The sequence below is a fragment of the Caldimonas thermodepolymerans genome (assembly GCF_015476235.1).
GTDB classification, from domain to species: domain Bacteria; phylum Pseudomonadota; class Gammaproteobacteria; order Burkholderiales; family Burkholderiaceae_C; genus Caldimonas; species Caldimonas thermodepolymerans.
Genome location: NZ_CP064338.1, coordinates 1 through 19,643, shown reverse-complemented (window position 1 = coordinate 19,643; position 19,643 = coordinate 1). Strand labels below are relative to the sequence as shown.

16 protein-coding genes are annotated in these 19,643 nt (G+C 67.9%); 4 read left to right on the top strand and 12 right to left on the bottom strand.

What is annotated here, in order from left to right; genetic code table 11:
- Positions 1-5: 5 nt before the first annotated feature.
- From IS481_RS00080 to IS481_RS00065, 4 genes are all read right to left on the bottom strand, one after another.
- Positions 6-1,013 (bottom strand): ABC transporter substrate-binding protein, encoded by a 1,008-nt coding sequence (locus tag IS481_RS00080; RefSeq protein ID WP_104357268.1) that lies wholly within the window; start codon positions 1,011-1,013, stop codon positions 6-8.
- A gap of 77 nt (positions 1,014-1,090) precedes the next feature.
- Positions 1,091-1,867: an ABC transporter ATP-binding protein gene (locus IS481_RS00075; RefSeq protein WP_165908758.1), complete on the bottom strand. Its 777-nt coding sequence runs from the start codon at positions 1,865-1,867 to the stop codon at positions 1,091-1,093.
- A 46-nt stretch (positions 1,868-1,913) separates the two neighbouring features.
- Positions 1,914-2,741: an ABC transporter permease gene (locus tag IS481_RS00070; RefSeq protein ID WP_104357266.1), complete on the bottom strand. Its 828-nt coding sequence runs from the start codon at positions 2,739-2,741 to the stop codon at positions 1,914-1,916.
- 23 nt (positions 2,742-2,764) lie between these two features.
- Positions 2,765-3,622, bottom strand: a complete 858-nt coding sequence (locus tag IS481_RS00065) for an SDR family oxidoreductase (RefSeq protein WP_104357265.1) — start codon at positions 3,620-3,622, stop codon at positions 2,765-2,767.
- A 335-nt stretch (positions 3,623-3,957) separates the two neighbouring features.
- On the opposite strand from IS481_RS00065, the gene IS481_RS00060 reads away from it, so the two are divergent.
- Positions 3,958-4,674: a GntR family transcriptional regulator gene (locus IS481_RS00060; RefSeq protein WP_104357264.1), complete on the top strand. Its 717-nt coding sequence runs from the start codon at positions 3,958-3,960 to the stop codon at positions 4,672-4,674.
- 116 nt (positions 4,675-4,790) lie between these two features.
- Here the strand turns inward: IS481_RS00060 and IS481_RS00055 are convergent, their stop codons facing one another.
- The 3 genes from IS481_RS00055 to IS481_RS00045 are packed head-to-tail and all read right to left on the bottom strand — an operon-like array spanning position 4,791 to position 8,048.
- Positions 4,791-6,026: a M20 family metallo-hydrolase gene (locus tag IS481_RS00055; RefSeq protein ID WP_104357263.1), complete on the bottom strand. Its 1,236-nt coding sequence runs from the start codon at positions 6,024-6,026 to the stop codon at positions 4,791-4,793.
- Positions 6,023-6,904, bottom strand: coding sequence for an alpha/beta fold hydrolase (locus tag IS481_RS00050; RefSeq protein ID WP_104357262.1), 882 nt, complete (start codon positions 6,902-6,904; stop codon positions 6,023-6,025). The genes IS481_RS00055 and IS481_RS00050 overlap by 4 nt, the downstream gene beginning before the upstream one ends.
- A gap of 13 nt (positions 6,905-6,917) precedes the next feature.
- The gene (locus IS481_RS00045; protein WP_104357261.1) at positions 6,918-8,048 is read right to left on the bottom strand and encodes a pyridoxal phosphate-dependent aminotransferase; all 1,131 of its coding nucleotides are present in this window, start codon (positions 8,046-8,048) and stop codon (positions 6,918-6,920) included.
- A gap of 297 nt (positions 8,049-8,345) precedes the next feature.
- Between IS481_RS00045 and IS481_RS00040 the strand changes: the two genes are divergently transcribed.
- Both IS481_RS00040 and IS481_RS00035 read left to right on the top strand, forming a co-directional pair.
- Positions 8,346-9,218, top strand: a complete 873-nt coding sequence (locus IS481_RS00040; RefSeq protein WP_104357467.1) for an SDR family NAD(P)-dependent oxidoreductase — start codon at positions 8,346-8,348, stop codon at positions 9,216-9,218.
- 4 nt (positions 9,219-9,222) lie between these two features.
- Positions 9,223-10,521, top strand: coding sequence for an NTP/NDP exchange transporter (locus IS481_RS00035; RefSeq protein ID WP_104357260.1), 1,299 nt, complete (start codon positions 9,223-9,225; stop codon positions 10,519-10,521).
- 5 nt (positions 10,522-10,526) lie between these two features.
- Here the strand turns inward: IS481_RS00035 and IS481_RS00030 are convergent, their stop codons facing one another.
- Positions 10,527-10,952, bottom strand: a complete 426-nt coding sequence (locus IS481_RS00030; RefSeq protein WP_198425442.1) for an NUDIX hydrolase — start codon at positions 10,950-10,952, stop codon at positions 10,527-10,529.
- Positions 10,953-11,754: 802 nt separating this feature from the next.
- A complete protein-coding gene (locus tag IS481_RS00025; RefSeq protein WP_104357258.1) occupies positions 11,755-12,126 on the bottom strand; it encodes a helix-turn-helix domain-containing protein in 372 nt (123 codons plus the stop codon).
- Positions 12,127-12,858: 732 nt separating this feature from the next.
- Between IS481_RS00025 and IS481_RS00020 the strand changes: the two genes are divergently transcribed.
- A protein-coding gene (locus tag IS481_RS00020; RefSeq protein ID WP_194963319.1) for an IS3 family transposase occupies positions 12,859-13,973 on the top strand; the annotation gives its coding sequence in 2 pieces (ribosomal slippage) (positions 12,859-13,111 and positions 13,111-13,973; 1,116 coding nt in all).
- A 155-nt stretch (positions 13,974-14,128) separates the two neighbouring features.
- Here IS481_RS00020 and gyrB read toward each other — a convergent pair.
- The 3 genes from gyrB to dnaA all read right to left on the bottom strand — a co-directional run bounded on the left by gyrB (position 14,129) and on the right by dnaA (position 19,544).
- Positions 14,129-16,633, bottom strand: coding sequence for a DNA topoisomerase (ATP-hydrolyzing) subunit B (gyrB, locus tag IS481_RS00015; protein ID WP_104358590.1), 2,505 nt, complete (start codon positions 16,631-16,633; stop codon positions 14,129-14,131).
- A 122-nt stretch (positions 16,634-16,755) separates the two neighbouring features.
- On the bottom strand, positions 16,756-17,862 hold the full coding sequence (dnaN, locus tag IS481_RS00010; protein WP_104358589.1) for a DNA polymerase III subunit beta: 1,107 nt from the start codon (positions 17,860-17,862) through the stop codon (positions 16,756-16,758).
- A gap of 257 nt (positions 17,863-18,119) precedes the next feature.
- A complete protein-coding gene (gene dnaA / locus IS481_RS00005; protein ID WP_104358588.1) occupies positions 18,120-19,544 on the bottom strand; it encodes a chromosomal replication initiator protein DnaA in 1,425 nt (474 codons plus the stop codon).
- Positions 19,545-19,643 lie beyond the last annotated feature (99 nt).

Below are 19,643 nucleotides of genomic sequence, written 5' to 3'. Positions count from 1 at the left end.
AGGGCTTACTGGTATTCGAGGGTGATCAGGCCTTCGGGCAGCTTGCTCATGCCGATGACCTCGGGACCGGCGACCTCGACCATCGCGTCGAGCGTGTCGGACAGGCCCTGGGCCATCTCGGGCGTGAAGGCGGTCAGCAGGTCGTTGCGCACCTGCTGCTTGAAGAACTCGGTGGCCTGCGGCGACAGCTTCATGCGCTTGCCGGTGTCCTCCCACAGCTTGTCGTCGGTCTTCATGATCCTGACGGCGTCCTGGTAGGCGGCGACGAAGGCGCGCACGTTGGCCGGGTTGGCTTTGGCGTACTCCTCGCGCATGCCGAAGAACAGGAACGGCACGGTGGGCAGGCCCATGCTGTCGGAGATCTCGCGGATGGTGGCCAGCGTGCGGAACTTGCCGGTGGCCAGCATCTCGGGCGCCAGCGAGTTCCACATGCCGGTGGCCTGCAGCTCGCCCTGTTCCATCAGGCCGCGCAACAGCGGCACCGCGCCTTCGTGCAGCGTGACCTGCTTGTTCAGGTCGATGCCGTACTTCTTCTTCGCGGCCGCCACGGTGATGACCCAGTCGAAGCCGGTCTTGTTGTGCGCGCCGACCTTCATGCCCTTCAGGTCGGCGATCGTCCTGGCCGGCGAGTCGACCGGCACGATGATGCTGTTGACGTAGGTGAGGAAGGGCGCGACGCCGACCACGTTGATGCCGCCGGCCTTCAGGCGCGCGGTGGCCAGCCAGTCGAGGATCACGACGTCGGTGCTCTTGCTCTGCAGCGCGACCGCGGCCGAGTTGTTGTTGCTGTACGGGACGGTCTCGACGTTGATGTTGTACTTCCTGTCGAGGTTGTACTGCTTGATCACCAGCGGCGGGATCGACATCGTGCCCGCCGGGTTGATCAGCATGCGGATGGTGCCGCCGTCGCCCTTGGGCGCGGCGGTCTGGGCCTGGGCCAGGGGTGCGAAGTGCAGGGTCAGCGCGGCAGCGACGCCGCCGAGCAGGGCTTTGAGGTTGGTGGTGGGCTTCATGGGGCGTTGCTCCAGTGCAGGGGCGGGGACGGTCAGGAAACGGTGGGGCGGGGTGGCGGTGCGTGCCTCTCGTGGGTTCAGGCCTCGACCGGGCGGCGGTCGAGCACGCGGATGACCTCCTTGCTCTTCTCGAACAGGGCCGGGTCGTCGTAGGAGCGCGGACGGGGCACGTCCCGAAGGTCGATCTCCTCGGCGATCTTTCCGCCGGGGTTGCTGCTCATCACGATGATCCGGTCCGCGAGGAAGGTGGACTCGTAGGCGTTGTGGCTGACGAACAGGATGGTCGAGCGGAACTTCTCCCAGATGTCGAGCAGGCTCTGGCGCAGCTTGCGCGCGGTGAGCTCGTCCAGCGCGCTGAAGGGTTCGTCCATCAGCAGGATGTCCGGGTCCACCGAGAAGGCGCGCGCGATCGAGGCCCGCTGCTGCATGCCGCCCGAGAGCTGTCCCGGGTAGAAGTCCTTGAAGCGGGACAGGCCCACCAGGTCCAGCACCGCGAGGGTGCGTTCCTTCCACTCGCTGCGCGGGAAGTTCGCCGCACGCAGCGCGAACTCGATGTTCTGCGCGATCGTGTACCAGGGCAGCAGGCGCGATTCCTGGAACACGTAGGAGACGCGGAAGCCCGCATCCAGCTGCTCGGACATCGGGCGGCCCTGGATCGTCACGCGGCCGGTGTAGTCCGCATCCAGGCCGGCGACGATGTTCAGGATGGTCGACTTGCCGCAGCCCGACGGGCCCACCAGGCCGACCACCTCGCCGGCCTCGATGGACAGGTCGATGCCGCGCAGCACGTGCAGCGGCTCGCGACGGGCCGCGCGGTAGGTCTTGCCGACGTTGACGAGGGCGATCTGCGACATGGGGCGTCCTGTGGAAGCGTTGCGGGAGGAAGTCGACACGGCCGCGTCAGCCATGGCGCCAGCGGAAGATGTGCTTCTCGATGAGCCCGAAGACGAACACCTCGATGAACATCATCACGATCAGGAAGCTCAGCGCGTAGGCCAGCACCTGCGTCATGTCGAACATCTGGAAGTAGTGCTCGATGCGGTAGCCCACGCCGTCGCTGCGGCCCAGCAGCTCGACGAACAGCACCATCTTCCAGACCAGGCCCAGGCCGAAGCGGGCCGAGGCCAGCAGCATCGGCGCGACCTGCGGCAGCATCACCGAGCCGATCAGCTGGCGCCGGCTGGCGCGGAAGATGCGCCCCATGTGGATCAGGCGCATGTCGATGCTCTTGATGCCCTCGCGGATGTTGATCGCGAGGAAGGGCACCACGGTGAGCGCCGCGCCGACGACCGCGGCGCGGTCGTTCATGCCCATGACCATGTAGATCGTCAGGATGGTCACGATGGCCGGCACCGTGATGCCGCACACCACCCAGACGCGGAAGAACATGCCGGCGCGCTCGGAGGTCGCCATCGCGAAGCCGAGCAGCAGCGAGATGCCCATGCCCAGCGCAAAGGCGAACGCGATGCGCGTCAGCGAGATGCGGATGTCGCTCCACAACTCGTCCGTGCCGGCGAGCTCGGCCATCGACTTCACCACCGTGTGCGGCGGCGGCAGCACCGAGGGCGGCAGCGCGAGCGTCGCGAGGTACCACAGGGCGACGATGGACAGCACCGACAGCGTGCTCATCAGCACCTCGGGCGGCAGGCGCCGGCGCGGCGGTCGGGAGGCCCCGCCCTCCGCGGGCCGGGCGGCGGGCGTGGCAGGCAATGGAAGGGGCGTGGCCATGGCGAAGTCCTGCTGCGTCGGACTCAGGCCGCCTGGGCGGAGGCCTGGGCAGCCAGGCGCGCCGCGCGGTTGGCGGCGTAGTTGCTGGTCTTGATGACCGAGCCGCGCGCGGCGATGCCGCCGTCGATCGTCACCACCGTGCCGGTGATGTACTGCGCGTGGTCGGAGGCGAGGAACAGCATCAGCTCGGCGATCTCTCGCGCCTCGGCCGGACGGCCGCCGGGGTAGGCGTCGAACAGTTCCTGCCAGCGGCTTTCGTCGCCGAAGTTGTCGATCGCGCGGCGCCTCATGATCTTGACCATGCGGTCGGTGGCGACCGGGCCGGGGTTCACGCCGACCACGCGCACGCCGTGGTCCAGGCTCACGCCGCCCAGCGCGCGGGTGAAGGCCATCACGCCGGCGTTGCACGCCGAGCCCGCGATGTAGTTGGCGTCGTAGTTCTCGCCGGAGTTGCCGATGTCGTTGATGATTACGCCGCTGCCGCGGCGCTTCATGCCTTCGTAGACGTAGCAGCTGAGCTCCATGTAGCCGACCAGCTTCAGCGACAGCGCGCGGCGCAGCAGGTCCCAGTCGAGCGATTCCAGCGGGCCGGAGGGCATGTCGCCCGCGTTGTTGATCAGGATGTCCACGTCGCCGGCCGCGTCGGCCAGCGCCTTCATCGCGCCGGGCGCCGACAGGTCCAGCGCGTGCGTGCTGACCTGCGTGCCCGGGTGCCGGGCCTCGATTTCCCGCTTTGCGGCCTCCAGCGCGGCGCCGTCGCGCGCGGCCAGGTGCAGGTGCCGGGCCCCGGCTTCGGCAAAGGTCCAGGCGGTCGCCAGTCCGATGCCCTTGGAGGCGCCAGTGATGAGAGCGGTCTTGCCGGTCAGCGTCAGAGAGGTCATGTCGGTGCGTGGTCTGGGGTTCAGGGAAGGCGGGGCGCCCTCGGGCGGCCCTCGCGATGGGCTTCCCTTACGCACTAACCGTGCCAGCCGGAACACAGCCTTCGCTGCTTGCGGATGCGCGAGTCCCCGTGCAACGCGCCTCATATCGATGCACGTGCATACGGAAATGCCCGTTCTGGATTCACGGTGCAGGTGCACCCGCACCGAGATAGCTCGCCGCGGCCCGTGCAGGCCTGCCTGCAAGGTGGCGCGAATACTGCTGAGGACGGCTCCACCACGGCGGCCGCGCGAGGCCACCGCCTTCCTCACGGAACCCAAGACCCATCGGAGACTGCATGGAGCAGACCCTTGCCACCCGCGACGTCCCGCCCGGCCGGGAGCGCACGCGCGAGCGCGCCCCCACGCTGAGCGAGGAGCTGCGCGAGAACCTCGAAGAACAGATCCTCAACGGCACGCTGCGCCCGGGCACGCGGCTGGACGAGGCCGAGCTGGTCGAGCGCTACAAGGTCTCGCGCACGCCGGTGCGCGAGGCGCTGCGCGCGCTGGCCGGCACCGGCCTGGTCGAGATGAAGGGCACCAACGGCGTGTACGTCACCAGCCTGTCGATGCCCGTGATCCTGGAGATGTTCCAGATGATGTCGGTGCTCGAAGGCCTGTGCGCACGCTATGCAGCACGGCGCGCCACGCCCGCGCAGCGCCGTCGCCTGCAGGAGCTGCAGGAACAGCTCAGGGGGCTGGTCGACAGCGACAACCGCGACCTGTTCTACGAAGTCAACCAGCACTTCCACGACGCGCTGTACGACGCGTCCAACACCCACTACCTCGCCGCACAGACGCGGCTGCTGCGCAAGCGCGTGGCCTTCTACCGCCGCCACGTCACCTACCACCCGGGCCGCATGCGTTCGACCATCGGCGAGCATCAGGCCATCCTCGACGCCATCGAGCGGCACGACCCGGAAGCCGCGTTCTCCGCCGCGGCCAACCACGTCACGCTGCTGCAGGACGACATGGTCGACCTGATCTCGGCGGTCTCCAGCCAGCTGCCGGGCTGAGCGGCAAAAAGACGGCCCACGACGCGCACAGCGCCATGGGCCGGGGAACCGACACCGGGGTGTCGGGGACGGAGAGTCAACCGGAAAGGCCGGGGGGCGGCGGGCGCGGCCCGCGCTCAGGCCAGCAGCCCCTGCAGCACCTCGGTCAGCACGCGGGCACCCGCGGCCAGGTCGGCGGAGTCGGTGTACTCCGCCTCGTTGTGCGTGATGCCGTCGCGGCTGGGCACGAACACCATCGCCGAGGGCGCGATCCCGTGCAGGTAGCGCGCATCGTGCCCGGCGGCCGAAGGCAGCGCGATGGCCGGGATGCCCAGCGCCTCGGCGGCCTGCTTCACGCGCTGCTGCATCTCGGGCGGGAACACCAGCGAGTCCGCCGCCGACAGGCGCGTGACCTGCACCGTGCACGGCCCCGCATGGGCCTCGCACAGCGGCTGGACCTGGGCACTCAGGCGCCGCAGCGTCCCGGTGTCCGGGTGGCGCAGGTCGATCGAGAACACCACCCGCGCCGGCACCACCGAAGGCGCATTGGGCATCACCTCGAAGCGGCCCACGGTGAACTTCACGATGTCCTCGGCGTCGTGCATCACCTCGGTCAGCGCACGCACCATCGCCAGCGCCGCGAGCAGCGCGTCGCGGCGCTCGGCGCGGCAGGAGGTGCCGGCGTGGGCCGCCTCGCCGTCGACCTCGACGCGGAAGGTGTGCTTGCCCTGGATCCCGGTCACGATGCCGACGGGAACGCCCGCGCGGTCCAGCACCGGGCCTTGCTCGATGTGGGCCTCCACGTAGGCATGCACCGCGCCGCCCAGCGGACGCCCGGGGATGTGGGCCAGGCGCAGCGCGGTGGCACGCAGCGCCTCGGCCACGCTGAGGCCCTGGCTGTCGCACACCGCGCCGATCTCGTCCAGCGTGCGCGCGCCGGCGAACACCGACGAGCCCATCATGCCGGGCGCAAAGCGCGAGCCTTCCTCGTTCATCCACGCCACCACGTCCAGCGGCCGCCGGCGCGGCACGCCGGCCTCCAGCAGCGCCTGTGCAGCCTCCAGCGCGGCCACCACGCCATAGACGCCGTCGTAGCGCCCGCCGGTGGGCTGGCTGTCCAGGTGCGAGCCGCTCAGCACCGGCGCGGCGCCCTCGGGGCCGCCCGGCAGGCGCAGGAAGAAGTTGCCCGCCGCATCCCGGCTCGGCTCGAGGCCGATGTCCTGGCCCCAGCGCGCCATCAGCTCCTGGGCCTGCGCATCGGCCAGCGACAGCGCCGGGCGGTTCACCCCGCCGGCGGGCGTGGCCCCCAGGCGGGCCAGCGCGGCCAGGCGCTGGTTCAGGCGCTGCTCGCTGACGTTGTCGGCGGCCCTCATGAGGTCTTCATGATCTCGGCCGGCTGGCTGCGCGGGTCGCGCGGCAGCCACTTGCCCTGCTCGACGGTGGCGAGGAAGTCCCCGACGAACTGGTTGAACAGCGCCGGCTCCTCGAGGTTGATCGTGTGCCCGGCCTTGGGCAGCACCAGCAGGCCGCTGGCAGGCACGGTCTTCTTCAGGAAGATGCCGGGCTGCAGGCAGTGGTCGTCCTCGTCACCGACGATCACCAACGTGGGCACCTGCATCCGGCGCAGCTCGGCCTCGAGGTCGTAGATCGACGGGCGGCGTGCCTGCACGCCCTGCATCGTGCGCGCCGAGCCGATCGAGGAATGCTCGGCCAGCATGTCGGCAAACTCCTGCCAGCCGCGCGGGTCCTTGACCTGGAAGATGATGCGCGAGGCGGCCTGCGCGTAGGTCTTCGAAAATTCCGGCGCGCCCAGCTCCTCGAACTTGCGCGCCACTTCCAGCGAGACGTTGCGGAAGTACTCCTCGTACTGCTTCTCGGCACCGTAGCCCGCGCCGGCCACCACCAGCGAGCGCGCCCGCGCCGCGTAGCGCAGGCCGAAGTGCAGCGTCGCGAAGCCGCCCATCGACAGGCCGACGACGTGGGCCGAGTCGATGCCCAGGCCATCCATCACGTCGGCGATGTCGTCGACCGCGATCTGCTGCGAGTAGCGCTCCACGTCCTCCGGCACGTCCGAGGGCAGGTAGCCGCGTGCCGCATAGGTGATGCAGCGGTAGCGCCGCGTGAAGTAACGCATCTGCGGTTCCCAGCTGCGGCTGTCGCCGCCGAACTCGTGCACGAAGACGATCGGCGTGCCGCTGCCTGCCTCTTCGTAGTACAGGCGCACGCCGTCGCGCGCGGTGATGTAAGGCATCGCAGGCTCTCCTTCAGAACAGGGCGGGGGCGGTGGTGTGGCGGGCTTGCTCGACCATCCCGGGCAGCAGCGCGCAGAAGCGGTCGGCCCATGCCTCGGGCACCGACAGGCTGACCTTGATGAAGCGGTCGCCGAAGCGCTTCGTGTGGTAGGTGCCCTGGCGGATCATGATCCCGGCCTCGCCGTAGGCCGCCACCAGCGCCTCGGGCGTCACGCCCGCTTCGGAGGTGTCGATCACCAGCAGGTTGGCATGCGAGGGATAGACCAGCACGCGCAAGCCCGGCACCTGCTGCACCGCCTCGTGCACGGCCGCCTGGTTGCGGCGCAGGCGCGCCTTGACCTGCGGGAACCACTCGGCCTTGCTCTTCAGGGCCGCGATCGCCGCGCGCTGCGACAGCACGTTGCAGCCCAGGTTGTTGGGCGGCGCGGTGGCCAGCCTCTCGATGATGTCGGTGCAGGCGATCGCCGCGCCCAGGCGCAGGCCGGCGAGCCCGGCCCACTTCGAGAAGCTGTACATCACGATGCTCTTCTCGGGGTAGTAGCGGTAGGCGGGCGTGAAGCCGTCGGCGAACTGCGAGTAGGTCGCATCGTGGATGAAGTAGGCGCCGACCGAACGCGCGATGTCGGTGAACGCCTGGATCTCCTCGGCCGTGTGGCAGGTGCCCAGCGGGTTGTTCGGGTCCACCAGGTAGATCACGCCGGTGTCCGGGCCCACGGCCGCGCGCAGCTGCTCGGCGGCGAGCTTGTAGCCCTGCCTCTCGTCGAAGATCGGCAGCTCGACGATGCGGGCCCCCGCCTTGCGCGCGAAGTGGATCGGCCAGGCCCAGCTCGGGTCGGTGGTCACGAAGTCCTGGCCCGGCCGGCAGAGGTTGCTGCAGACGTTGTAGAGGCCTTCCACGCCGCCGTCGGTGACGAAGCAGCAGGCATCGGGCAACCCGACGTCCTGCAGGACCAGCTCGCGCAGCTCCTCGAAGCCGCACGGCGGCGCGTAGGCGTGGTAGCTGCCGTCGGCGAGCGCGTCCTGCACCGCCTGGATCACGCTCGGGTGCGGATCGAAGTGGTTGGTGTTCTGCCCCAGCCACATCAGGCCGGGCGTGTTGCAGAGCTGGTCGAAGTACCGGTTACGTTGTTCGAAGGGGCGCATGGTGGTGGGTCGGGTTGCCGGCCCATCCACGCAGGATGTGTGCCATACATCCGGGCCGCCTGGCGCTCGGCGTTGGGTCATGCGCGCATACCTTTGGTGCGGCCAGGGGCGGCCGACTTCCAAAATGATGCATACAGGATCCCGGCCTCTGTATATCCTTCGCAGGCCCGCCTTCGGCCTGCGGCCATGGCCCGCCCGGGCTCGCGCCGGAACTTGCCCGGCACCGGCAGGCTCTGACCAGGACCGCAACGGCCCGCCCCCGGGCCGGCGGCGAACATGCGAGAGGAGGTCATGCGCATGGACCGCCGGAGCTTCCTTTTCGCGAGCGCGACGCTGGGCGCCGGATCGCTGTGGCCGGCCGGCGCCGCCCGCGCGCAGTCGCCCGCTTCCCGGAGCACGCCGATGGGAGCCACCAATCCACGCCCGGAACGCCCGGCCCGCAAGCGGGTGTTCATCACCGGCTCGTCGACCGGGCTGGGATACCTCGCCGCCGAGACGCTGTTGTCCCAGGGACACGAGGTCGTCGTGCACGTGCGCTCCCGGGAACGGATGTCGGCGGTGCAGCCGCTGCTGGAGCGCGGCGCGGCCGTCACCGTCGGCGACCTGTCCGACCTGCGGCAGGCGCGCGACCTGGCCCGGCAGGTCAACGAGCTCGGTCGCATGGATGCCGTGATCCACAACGCCGGCGTGCTGTCCGGGCCGCAGGTGCTGGTGGTCAACACCGTCGCGCCGTACCTGCTGACCGCGCTGGTCCGGCGCCCGCAGCGGCTGATCTACCTCAGCAGCGCCCTGCACCGCAGCGGCAGCACCGACCTTGCCGGCATGGACTGGACCGGCCGGCGCGCCACCGGCAGCTATGCCGACAGCAAGCTCTACGTCACCACCCTGGCCGCGGCGGTCGCGCGCCGGTGGCCGGACGTCTGCAGCAACGCCGTGAACCCGGGCTGGGTGCCCACCCGCATGGGCGGCCCCGCCGCGCCGGACGACCTGCGCCAGGGCCATGCGACGCAGGAGTGGCTTGCCGTCAGCGACGATCCCGAGGCGCTGACCAGCGGCGGCTACTGGTACCACCTGCAGCGCGAGGAACCGCACCCCGCCGTCCACGACGTGCGCTTCCAGGACCAGCTGCTCGCCGCGCTCGAGCGCGCGACCGGCACCCCGCTCGCGTGACGCGATGGGCCGCGCGCGGATCGCCCTGTCCGGCGTGCGCCGCGAGGAGCTGGGGCCGGTCCTGGTCGCCGCGCTGTTCTTCTTCTGCGTGCTTACCGCGCTGATGCTGCTGCGGCCGGCACGGGACGCGCTCGGCATGCAGCGCGGCATCGAGGGCATCCGCTGGCTGTTCATCGGCACCGCGGTGGTGACCTTGGCCGTCAACCCGCTGTTCGGCTGGCTGGTGGCGCGCTTCAAGCGCCTGCAGTTCATCGGCGCCACCTACGGCTTCTTCGTGCTGTGCCTGGCGGGCTTCTGGGCCTTGCTGCGGTTCACGCCCGAGGCGGTCGGCCAGACCAGCGGGCAGGTGTTCTACGTCTGGTTCAGCGTGTTCAACCTGTTCGCGACCATGGTGTTCTGGGCGCTGATGGCCGACCGCTTCACCAGCGAGCAGGCCCGGCGCTGCTTCGCCCCGGTCTCGGTCGGCGGCACGCTGGGCGCGATCTTCGGGCCGTGGCTGGCGTCGCAGCTGGCCCGGCCGCTGGGCACGCCGAACCTGCTGCTGGTCGCAGGCGGCTTCCTGCTGCTCGCCCTGTCGTGTGCCTGGTGGCTGGTGCGCCTGGCCCCGGACCGGGCAGGGCCGCCGGCCGATGCACCGTCCACGCCGGCCAGGGCCACCGGGCCCGAACGCATCGGCGGCAGCGCCTGGGCCGGGCTGTGGGCCGTGTGCCGCTCGCATTACCTGGCCGGCATTGCCGCCTACGTGCTGCTGATGACGGTGGTCGCCACCTTCATCTACTTCACGCGCCTGCAGATGGTGGCCGCCACCTCCGAACACACCGACGTGCGCACCGCGACGCTGGGCCAGATCGACATGTGGACGCAGATCGCGGTGCTGGCGCTGCAGCTGGCCCTGACCGGCCGCATCATCCAGCGCTTCGGGCTGGGCGTGGCGCTCGCCCTGCTGCCGGCGGTCACCGCGCTCGGCTTCGTCGGCCTGGCGCTCTACGGTTCGTTTACCGTGCTGGTGCTGCTGGAAGCGGCCAACCGCGCGGTGCAGCGCGGCATCACGCGGCCCGCGCGCGAGACGCTGTTTCCCGTCGTCAGCCGCGAGGACAAGTACAAGGCCAAGGCCTTCATCGACACCTTCGTCTACCGCGCCGGCGACGTGGTCGGCGCGCAGACCGAGGGGATGCTGGGGCGGCTGGGCCTGGCGCTGGGCGGGCTGGTCGGCGTGGTCGTGCCGCTGGCGCTGGTGTGGGCGCTGCTGGGGCTGTGGCTGGGACGGGCACAGGCGCTTCAGGCGCGTTCCCGATCCCCGTGACCCGGTCAGCCTGCCTCGCCATGGCGCCGCCGCAAGGCCGGCAGGATGTGCCCTGCCAGCAGCGGCGCCACCCCGGGCGGTGCCGGCGGCTGCATCGGCAGCCACTGCATCTCGGCGATCTCCGCCGCCGGCCGCGGCACCTGGCCCTCGGGCACCTGCGCGACGAACACCTCGGCCCGCACGCGGGTGTCCGGCTCGTTCGCCGCCATCTCCTCGAAGCGGCCCAAGGGCGTCAGGGCAGCCGCCGGCACGTCGAGCTGCAGTTCCTCCTTCAGCTCCCGCCGCACCGCCTCGACCGCCGACTCGTCCCCGTCGAGCTTGCCGCCGGGGAGCATCCAGCGGGTGGTGTTCCTCTTGCGCACGACGAGCAGCTCGTTGCGGTCGTTGACGAAGCAGGCCGTCGCGATGCGGATCTGGTGCATGGGTTCCATGAATGCCGTCTGGTGGCGGACCCGAATCCTCCCACGAACGAAGGAAGGCCCGACGCGATCGGGCCTTCCATGGCGTGTCGAGGGCCACGCCCCTGGGCGGGGCAGGCCGGATGTAGATAGCCCCATAACCTGCGAACTCGAGTCTATGTAAATCAACTGAATCGCCCCGCCTTTCCCGGAGGCTCCAAACCTTGAGAGGATGGAGCCATGAGCAACAAATTGACGAGGTACGCACCCGAGGTGAATGCGTAAGCGTTGCGGTCCTGCCAAAGGTGCGTGCAATCTTGCGGATACCGCGGTCGAGCGTTGCCAGACCGCCTCTGGTGCCGTAAGCCATAGCCATGTCCTCTGTGTTCTTTGAACGTGCAACGTGTAGGCACGCACGTGACACCTAAAACAGATGCGCCGCGAGGCGCGTTGCGTTTTAGGTCGTTCACGAAACACAGGAACCGGGAGAAGAACTCAGCGGAAATGCGCGGCGCGGCGAAGGTGCAACGCTCAGGAATCTGCCTGGCTGCTTGTCCTGCTGGCCCCGCAGTTGCGAGCCAGCGGAAGTCAACCCGGGAAGGAGGTTGCTTGAGGGGTGCGCATGGGCTCGCAGCCGCTTGACCCGGGGGGCAACCATGCATCTGTACCGGCGGGCACACCGGCACAGTAACGATGGTGCAGGGATGACGGACTTGCTCGACCATGGTGCGTCTCACTCTAGGGAGACACGTCATGCCCGGCAATACTCAGCGCTGCGAGACCCCGGCAGGTTTGCAGGATTGTGCGTTCAAGACCAGGGTGCTGCCCGGAGAGTTCAACGCTTCTTGGGCGCCTTGGGTGACATGGCGTCTTCCGGCCCCGGGGCACCTGTCACGGTCCTGGGCCGCGGGGCGTGAAGGGTGCGCTGACCTTCTAGTGCCGCCCGCACACGGGTTTTGACGACCGACGGACGCGGTGGCCCCGCCTCCAGGGCTGGCGCTGATACCTTCGGCACCAAGACGAGCTCGAGTCCGAGGCGGTCGGCCACTGCAAGCAGCGTGTTAACCCGGTAGTCGGTGTGGCCGTTCAGCATGTTGGTCAGGGTCTGCCTGGAAATGCCAGAACGTCGCCTCAGCTCCTCCTGGGTGACCTTCATCTGCTTGGCTTGCTGCCGCAGTCGCGAGGCAATGTCGGAGAGGGTTCTCATCTTCAATAGTCTCCGCAGGCCGGTGGTCGGGGAAGCTCACTCTGTTGGCCGCTCCGTGGCGATTCGTCGGTCGGGCACATCTTCCAAGCCGCGGCAGGAACCGGTTGCCCTGAGGTGGACAACCAGCGATACGCTGGCCCTCCTGAACTGCAAACGGACTACCGACGTCGTAGCTACCCACAGGGGCGTTTGCGACGAGTTCAGCAAGGGCGTTCCCTGCGTGACGCGATACCTCGCGCGGGGCTCCTGGACTTCGGGACGGGCTGCGCTCGCGTAGCCCGACCGCCCTAGTCGACTCCGCCTCAGGCGTGCGAACGCGTGCGTGCCTTTACCGTCTCCCGGTGCCGTAGCCGCATTAGCTTAGCAGTGCCCGGAGCTTGCAAGAAGTAATGAGCTAACCGTTTGGAGAGACTGAAGAGACCGGTGCATTACCTGTCTAGAGAACTAGGATTTTTTGCGAATCTCCTAGTTTGCTGGACATCAGCGGCGAGCAACTGTGAACGGAGGGCTGCCTTGCAATGGTCCGTCCCATGGCCGTGCGCTCGCGACCTCGTCTTAGCCAGAAAAACGCGACAAACGCGACCGCTAAGTCAGAAAAAAGCGACAGCCGCGCTACGACCAACTTTGGAAGTACCGAAATTCGCGACAGCCCGCTCAAGCGTAAGCTTCCCCGATCCGCAGACACCCCATAAGTAGAACTTTCTGGCATGTTTTCCCCAGCCAGGAGGTTCCATGAAGAAGTCCCGTTTCACCGAGACCCAGATCGTCTCGATCCTCAAGCAGGCCGACGCCGGCGTGCCGGTCAAGGACATCTGCCGGCAGGCCGGCATCAGCGTTCCGACCTACTACAAGTGGAAGTCGAAGTACGGCGGCCTGGAGGCCTCCGAGCTGCGGCGTGTCAAGGACCTGGAAGCGGAGAACGCCAGGCTCAAGCGGATGTACGCCGAGCTGGCGCTCGACAACGCCGCGATGAAGGATCTGATCGCAAAAAAACTGTAGGGCCGGAGCAGAAGCGCGAGGCCGTGCGGTACCTGGTCGAGGTGCGCACGCGGCCCCTGAGCCGGTCCTGTGATTGCGTTGGGTTGTCGCGGGCAGCGTGGTACCAGCCGCCGGTGCACTGGACGGTACGGGATGCCGAGATCATCGCGGCCCTGGCCGAGGTGGTCGAGAATCGCCCGAGCCGCGGCTTCTGGAAGTGTTGCAAGGTCCTGCGCCGTGCGCGTCCGGACTGGAACCACAAGCGAATCTACCGAGTGTACAAGGCGATGAAGCTCAATCTGCGCCGCAAGGCCAAGCAGCGGCTGCCCAAGCGCGAACGCGTACCGCTCTACGTTCCCCTGCTGCCCGATGCCGTCTGGTCAGCGGATTTCATGGCCGACGCGCTGGCGTGTGGCCGCCGCTTCCGGACCTTCAACGTGGTCGACGACTTCAACCGCGAGGCGCTGCACATCGAGGTCGACACCTCGATCTCGTCCACGCGCCTGGTCCGCATCTTCGAGCAGCTCAAGCGCGACCACGGCCTGCCGCAGGTCCTGCGTACCAACAACGGCCCGGAGTTCCTGGGCGAGGCCTTCGTGCAGTGGGCCAAGCTCAACGGCATGGCCATCCGGTACATCCAGCCCGGCAAGCCCAACCAGAACGCCTACATCGAACGCTTCAATCGGACCTTCCGCGAGGAGGTCCTGGACCAGCACCTGTTCACCCGCCTCGACGACGTGCGCGAGGCCGCGTACTGGTGGATGCTCGAGTACAACGAGGAGCGTCCCCACGATTCGCTCGGCGATCTGACCCCGGCCGAGTACCGCCAACGCGTCGCCGGAAGTTCTACTTTTGAAATGCCTGCTTGACGGGGAAGCTTACGACCTCACAATGAAAGCTGGCCAGAAGTTGCAGCTCTTGACGGACGAAGCATGCACCTCCGGTTAGGAGGGAGGGGAACCTCAGGCTGTCTCAGCTATTGAGGTTCACTTTCTCACCATATGTAGCTCTCTACACGGATGCGTCACACGTCGATGTTCGCCGCCCTCAACGCGTTCGCCTCGATGAAGTTGCGGCGCGGCTCGACCTCGTCGCCCATCAGCATCGTGAACACGCGGTCGGCCTCGATGGCGTCCTCGATCTGCACGCGCAGCAGGCGGCGCACGTTCGGGTCCATCGTGGTCTCCCACAGCTGCTCGGGGTTCATCTCGCCCAGGCCCTTGTAGCGCTGGCGGCCGACGCTGGCTTCGGCCTGCGCCATCAGCCATTGCATGGCCTGGCGGAAGTCGCCGACCTTCTGTTCCTTCTGCCGGTCGCCTTCGCCGCGGCGGATCACGGCGTCGGGGCCGAGCAGGCCCTTGAAGGTCCGGCCGGCGCTGCTCAGCACGTCGTAGTCGGCGCCGTGCACGAACTCGGCACTGATGACGCTGGTCTTGACGTTGCCGTGGTGGCGGCGGCTGATGCGCAGTGCGTGCTTGTCGGTGCGCTCGTCATAGGTGGCCTCGACCTTGGCCCCGTGCAGCGCGGCCTGCAGCGCCGCGGCGCTGGCCTCGGCCTGTTCCTTGGTGTCCATGTTGATCTCGACGCCGTTGGCCAGCGCGCGCAGGGCCTCGGCGTCCATCCAGTTGGACAGGCGGCCGATGACGTTCTCGGCCAGCACGTACTGGCGTGCCAGCTGCTCGAAGGCCTCGCCCTTGAGCACGGTGTTGCCGATGCCGGTGTGCAGCTCGGCGTCGGTCAGCGCCACCTTGAGCATGAAGGCGTCCAGCTCGTGGGCGTCCTTCAGGTACTGCTCGTGCTTGCCCTGCTTGACCTTGTACAGCGGCGGCTGCGCGATGTAGATGTGGCCGCGCTCGACCAGCTCGGGCATCTGTCGGTAGAAGAAGGTCAGCAGCAGGGTGCGGATGTGCGCGCCGTCCACGTCCGCGTCGGTCATGATGATGATGCGGTGGTAGCGCAGCTTGTCGGGGTTGAAGTCGTCCTTGCCGATGCCGGTGCCCAGCGCGGTGATCAGCGTGACGATCTCGTTGGACGACAGCAGCTTCTCGTAGCGCGCCTTCTCGACGTTCAGGATCTTGCCGCGCAGCGGAAGGATCGCCTGGAACTTGCGGTCGCGGCCCTGCTTGGCCGAGCCGCCGGCGGAGTCGCCCTCGACGATGTAGATCTCGCACAGGGCCGGGTCCTTCTCCTGGCAGTCGGCCAGCTTGCCGGGCAGCCCCAGGCCGTCGAGCACGCCCTTGCGGCGGGTCATCTCGCGCGCCTTGCGCGCGGCCTCGCGGGCGCGTGCGGCCTCGACGATCTTGCCGCAGATGATCTTGGCGTCGTTGGGGTTCTCGAGCAGCCAGTCGGTGAGCTTCTGGCTCACGACCTCCTCGACCGGGCCGCGCACCTCGCTGGAGACCAGCTTGTCCTTGGTCTGGCTGGAGAACTTGGGCTCGGGCACCTTGACGCTGACCACGCAGGCCAGGCCCTCGCGCATGTCGTCGCCGGAGATCTCGACCTTGGCCTTCTTGGCCAGCTCGTTGTCCTCGATGTACTTGTTGATGACGCGGGTCATCGCCGCGCGCAGGCCGGTCAGGTGGGTGCCACCGTCGCGCTGCGGGATGTTGTTGGTGAAGCAGAGGACGCTCTCGCTGTAGCCGTCGTTCCACTGCATCGCCACCTCGACGCCGATGGTGGTGTTCTGCTCGCTGACGCGCTCGCCGACGGCGTGGAAGATGTTCGGATGCAGGACCTTCTTGCCCTGGTTGATGAACTCGACGAAGCCCTTGACCCCGCCGGCGAAGGCGAAGTTGTCTTCCTTGCCGTTGCGCTCGTCGACCAGGCGGATCTTGACGCCGTTGTTCAGGAACGAGAGCTCGCGCAGGCGCTTGGCCAGCACGTCGTAGTGGAAGTCGACGTTGGAGAAGATCTCGTCGTCGGGCAGGAAGTGCACCTCGGTGCCGCGCTTGTCGGTGTTGCCGAGGATCTTCATCGGGCTGACCTCGACGCCGTCACGCTCCTCGATGATGCGGTCCTGCGGCACGCCCTTCTTGAACTCGAGGTAGTGCACCTTGCCGTCGCGGCGCACGGTCAGGCGCAGCCACTTGGACAGCGCGTTGACGCACGACACGCCCACGCCGTGCAGGCCGCCCGAGACCTTGTAGCTGTTCTGGTTGAACTTGCCGCCGGCGTGCAGCTCGGTCAGGGCGATCTCCGCCGCCGAACGCTTGGGCTCGTGCTTGTCGTCCATCTTGACGCCGGTCGGGATGCCGCGGCCGTTGTCGATGACGGAGATGGAGTTGTCGGTGTGGATGGTGACGACGATGTCGTCGCAGTAGCCGGCCAGCGCCTCGTCGATCGAGTTGTCGACGACCTCGAAGACCAGGTGATGCAGACCGGTGCCATCGGAGGTGTCGCCGATGTACATGCCGGGGCGCTTGCGCACCGCTTCCAGCCCTTCGAGGATCTGGATGCTGCTTTCGCCGTAGCCGGCTTCGGCCGGGTTCTGGGCGGGTTGGCTCGGTTGCTCGTTGCTTGCGTCGGTCATGAAGGTCTCGATTCCTGTCGCTGGGGGCTGTGGCCGGCTGCCGGTCCAGCCCCGTCAAAAACGCTGGAGCGGGCCGCAAGCCCGCTCGGTGTCGGTCACGGGAGGCGCGCCCGCGGCCCGGCTCAGATCCGCATCGGCATCACCACGTACTTGAAGCCGGCGTGATCGGGGATGGTGATCAGGGCCGAGCTGTTGGCGTCCTGCAGCTCGATCTTGACCATGTCCTGGCCCATGTTGGCCAGCACGTCGACCAGGTAGGTGACGTTGAAGCCGATCTCGATGCTGTCGCCGCCGTAGTCGATTTCGAGTTCTTCCTTGGCCTCTTCCTGCTCGGCGTTGCTGGAGGCGATGCGCAGCACGCCGGGCTCGAAGCTCAGGCGCACGCCCTTGAACTTCTCGCTGGTCAGGATGGCGGCGCGCTGCAGGCTGGCCAGCAGCGGCGCACGGCCGAGGATGACGCTGTTCTTGTGGTTCTTGGGGATGACCCGGTTGTAGTCGGGGAACTTGCCCTCGACCAGCTTGGTGACGAACTCCATGCCGCTGAAGCTGAACTTGGCCTGGTTGCCGGCAAAGCGCATCTCGATCGGCGTGTCCTCGTCCTTGAGCAGGCGCTGCAGCTCCAGCACGGTCTTGCGCGGCAGGATCACTTCCTGGCGCGGTATCTCGACTTCCAGCGTGGCCTGGGCCAGCGCCAGGCGGTGGCCGTCGGTGGCCACCAGCGTCAGCTGCTTGCCTTCGGCGACGAACAGGATGCCGTTGAGGTAGTAGCGGATGTCGTGCACCGCCATCGCGAAGTGCACCTGGCCGATCAGGCCCTTGAGGGTCTTCTGCGGGACGCTGAAGGTGGGGCCGAAGTCGGCGGCTTCCTGCACCAGCGGGAAGTCTTCCGCCGGCAGGGTCTGCAGCGTGAAGCGGCTCTTGCCGCCCTGCAGGGTCAGCTTGTTCTGGCTGGCCGACAGCGAGACGGTCTGGTCCGAAGGCAGGGCGCGCAGGATGTCGATCAGCTTGCGCGCGCCGACGGAGGTGTTGAAGCTGCCCGCGTCGCCCTCGAATTCGGCGGTGGTGCGCACCTGGATCTCGAGGTCGCTGGTGGTGAACTCGACCTGGCTACCAGTCTTGCGGATCAACACGTTCGCCAGGATCGGCAAAGTGTGGCGTCGCTCCACGATGCCGGAGACGGCCTGCAGGGCGCCGAGCACTTTGTCCTGGGGTGCTTTCAACACAATCATTTGAGCCTCTTGAGGTGGTAGCCGTAGTAGAGCGGCAGGTTTCTTGTGGAAAACGTTATTTTGTCTTGTCGCGTCAACGCTTTAGCTCCATGACAACCATGTGCAGCGCGACGCCGGAAACTTTCGCGGCGGCGTACAACAACTTCGCCTTCGGCGGCCGCGCTGTGGACATCCTGGCGCTTGTTCGAAAGTTGTCCCCAGGGTTGTCACTTGACCGCACGAGTCCCTTTGGGGCATGAAGGGGCACAGCACCGTCTTCAGCCCTTCAAGGTCTGTTCCAGCACGTGCAGCTGCTGGTTGAGTTCGGTGTTCTTGGTGCGCTCGCTGCCGATCTTGCGCACGGCATGCAGCACCGTGGTGTGGTCGCGCCCGCCGAACAGCTCGCCGATCTCGGGCAGGCTCTTCTGCGTCAGCTCCTTGGCCAGGTACATGGCGATCTGGCGCGGGCGGGCGATGCTGGCGGGGCGTTTCTTGGAGTACATGTCGGCGACCTTGATCTTGTAGAAGTCGGCCACCGTCTTCTGGATGTTCTCCACCGAGATCTGCCGGTTCTGGATCGACAGCAGGTCCTTGAGCGCCTCGCGCGCCAGCTGGATGTTGATTTCCTTGTGGGAAAACCGTGAATAAGCCAGGATCTTGCGCAGCGCGCCTTCGAGCTCGCGCACGTTGGCGCGCACGTTCTTGGCGACGAAGAAGGCCACGTCCTCGGGCATCACCGCGCCCTCGGCTTCGGCCTTCTTGATCAGGATGGCCACGCGCATCTCCAGCTCGGGCGGCTCGATGGCCACCGTCAGGCCCGAGTCGAAGCGCGAGGTCAGGCGCTCGTCGATGTCGGCCAGCCCCTTGGGGTAGGTGTCGCTGGTCATGATGATGTGCGCCCGCTTGGCCAGCAGCGCCTCGAAGGCGTTGAAGAACTCTTCCTGGGTGCGGTCCTTGCCGGCGAAGAACTGCACGTCGTCGATCAGCAGCAGGTCCAGCGAGTGGTACTTGGCCTTGAGCTCGTCGAAGGTCTTGCGCTGGTAGTTCTTGACGACGTCGGAGATGAACTGCTCGGCGTGCAGGTACAGCACGCGCGCGTCCGGCCGGTCGGCCAGCAGCGCGTTGCCGACGGCGTGGATCAGGTGGGTCTTGCCCAGGCCCACGCCGCCGTAGATGAACAGCGGGTTGTACATCTGGCCGGGGGCGCCGGCCACGTGCAGCGCGGCGGTGCGCGCCATCTGGTTGGCCCGGCCCGGCACCAGGGTGTCGAAGGTCAGGCTGGGGTTGAGCCGGCTGCGCGAGGCCGGGTTGCTGGCCGCAGGCGCGGCCGGTGCCGCCACCGCGGCGGCTGCTCGGGCGGGGGCCGCGCCGTTGTAGGCCTGGGCCGCGGGCACCGGGCCGGCACCGGCCGTGGCCAGCACCGGGCGGTGGTTCACGGGCGGCGCCTCGCGCGGCGCCAGCGAGAGCTCCAGCTTGACCGGGCAGCCGGCCAGGTCGGCCAGCAGGCTTTCGATGCGCGGCGCGTACTGGTTGCGGATCCAGTCCAGCTTGAAGCGGTTGGGCACGCGCACGCTCACCACCGGGCCGGCCTCTGCGGTCGTGACCGTGCCGGGCGGCAGGGGGCGGATCCAGGTGTTGAATTGCTGTTCGGGCATCTCTGCCGCGAGGCGCTCGCAGCAGCGTTGCCAGAGGTCGGAGCTCATGTATTGTGGAAAACCTTCTCTCGAGCCGGGCGATTCTACCCCCCAACGCCCCCTTCCCGACAGGTTATCCACAGACTTCGGGCCTGCTCGAAAACCCGG

What these genes read in the sequence shown, in the direction of transcription:
- dnaA (WP_104358588.1), bottom strand. Translation starts at nt 19,544, where the DNA reads ATGAGCTCCGACCTCTGGCAACGCTGCTGCGAGCGCCTCGCGGCAGAG.
- IS481_RS00080 (WP_104357268.1), bottom strand. Translation starts at nt 1,013, where the DNA reads ATGAAGCCCACCACCAACCTCAAAGCCCTGCTCGGCGGCGTCGCTGCC.
- IS481_RS00045 (WP_104357261.1), bottom strand. Translation starts at nt 8,048, where the DNA reads ATGCGCCCCTTCGAACAACGTAACCGGTACTTCGACCAGCTCTGCAAC.
- IS481_RS00070 (WP_104357266.1), bottom strand. Translation starts at nt 2,741, where the DNA reads ATGGCCACGCCCCTTCCATTGCCTGCCACGCCCGCCGCCCGGCCCGCG.
- IS481_RS00060 (WP_104357264.1), top strand. Translation starts at nt 3,958, where the DNA reads ATGGAGCAGACCCTTGCCACCCGCGACGTCCCGCCCGGCCGGGAGCGC.
- IS481_RS00055 (WP_104357263.1), bottom strand. Translation starts at nt 6,026, where the DNA reads ATGAGGGCCGCCGACAACGTCAGCGAGCAGCGCCTGAACCAGCGCCTG.
- IS481_RS00035 (WP_104357260.1), top strand. Translation starts at nt 9,223, where the DNA reads ATGGGCCGCGCGCGGATCGCCCTGTCCGGCGTGCGCCGCGAGGAGCTG.
- IS481_RS00030 (WP_198425442.1), bottom strand. Translation starts at nt 10,952, where the DNA reads ATGGAACCCATGCACCAGATCCGCATCGCGACGGCCTGCTTCGTCAAC.
- IS481_RS00040 (WP_104357467.1), top strand. Translation starts at nt 8,346, where the DNA reads ATGGACCGCCGGAGCTTCCTTTTCGCGAGCGCGACGCTGGGCGCCGGA.
- dnaN (WP_104358589.1), bottom strand. Translation starts at nt 17,862, where the DNA reads ATGATTGTGTTGAAAGCACCCCAGGACAAAGTGCTCGGCGCCCTGCAG.
- IS481_RS00050 (WP_104357262.1), bottom strand. Translation starts at nt 6,904, where the DNA reads ATGCCTTACATCACCGCGCGCGACGGCGTGCGCCTGTACTACGAAGAG.
- IS481_RS00025 (WP_104357258.1), bottom strand. Translation starts at nt 12,126, where the DNA reads ATGAGAACCCTCTCCGACATTGCCTCGCGACTGCGGCAGCAAGCCAAG.
- IS481_RS00075 (WP_165908758.1), bottom strand. Translation starts at nt 1,867, where the DNA reads ATGTCGCAGATCGCCCTCGTCAACGTCGGCAAGACCTACCGCGCGGCC.
- IS481_RS00065 (WP_104357265.1), bottom strand. Translation starts at nt 3,622, where the DNA reads ATGACCTCTCTGACGCTGACCGGCAAGACCGCTCTCATCACTGGCGCC.
- gyrB (WP_104358590.1), bottom strand. Translation starts at nt 16,633, where the DNA reads ATGACCGACGCAAGCAACGAGCAACCGAGCCAACCCGCCCAGAACCCG.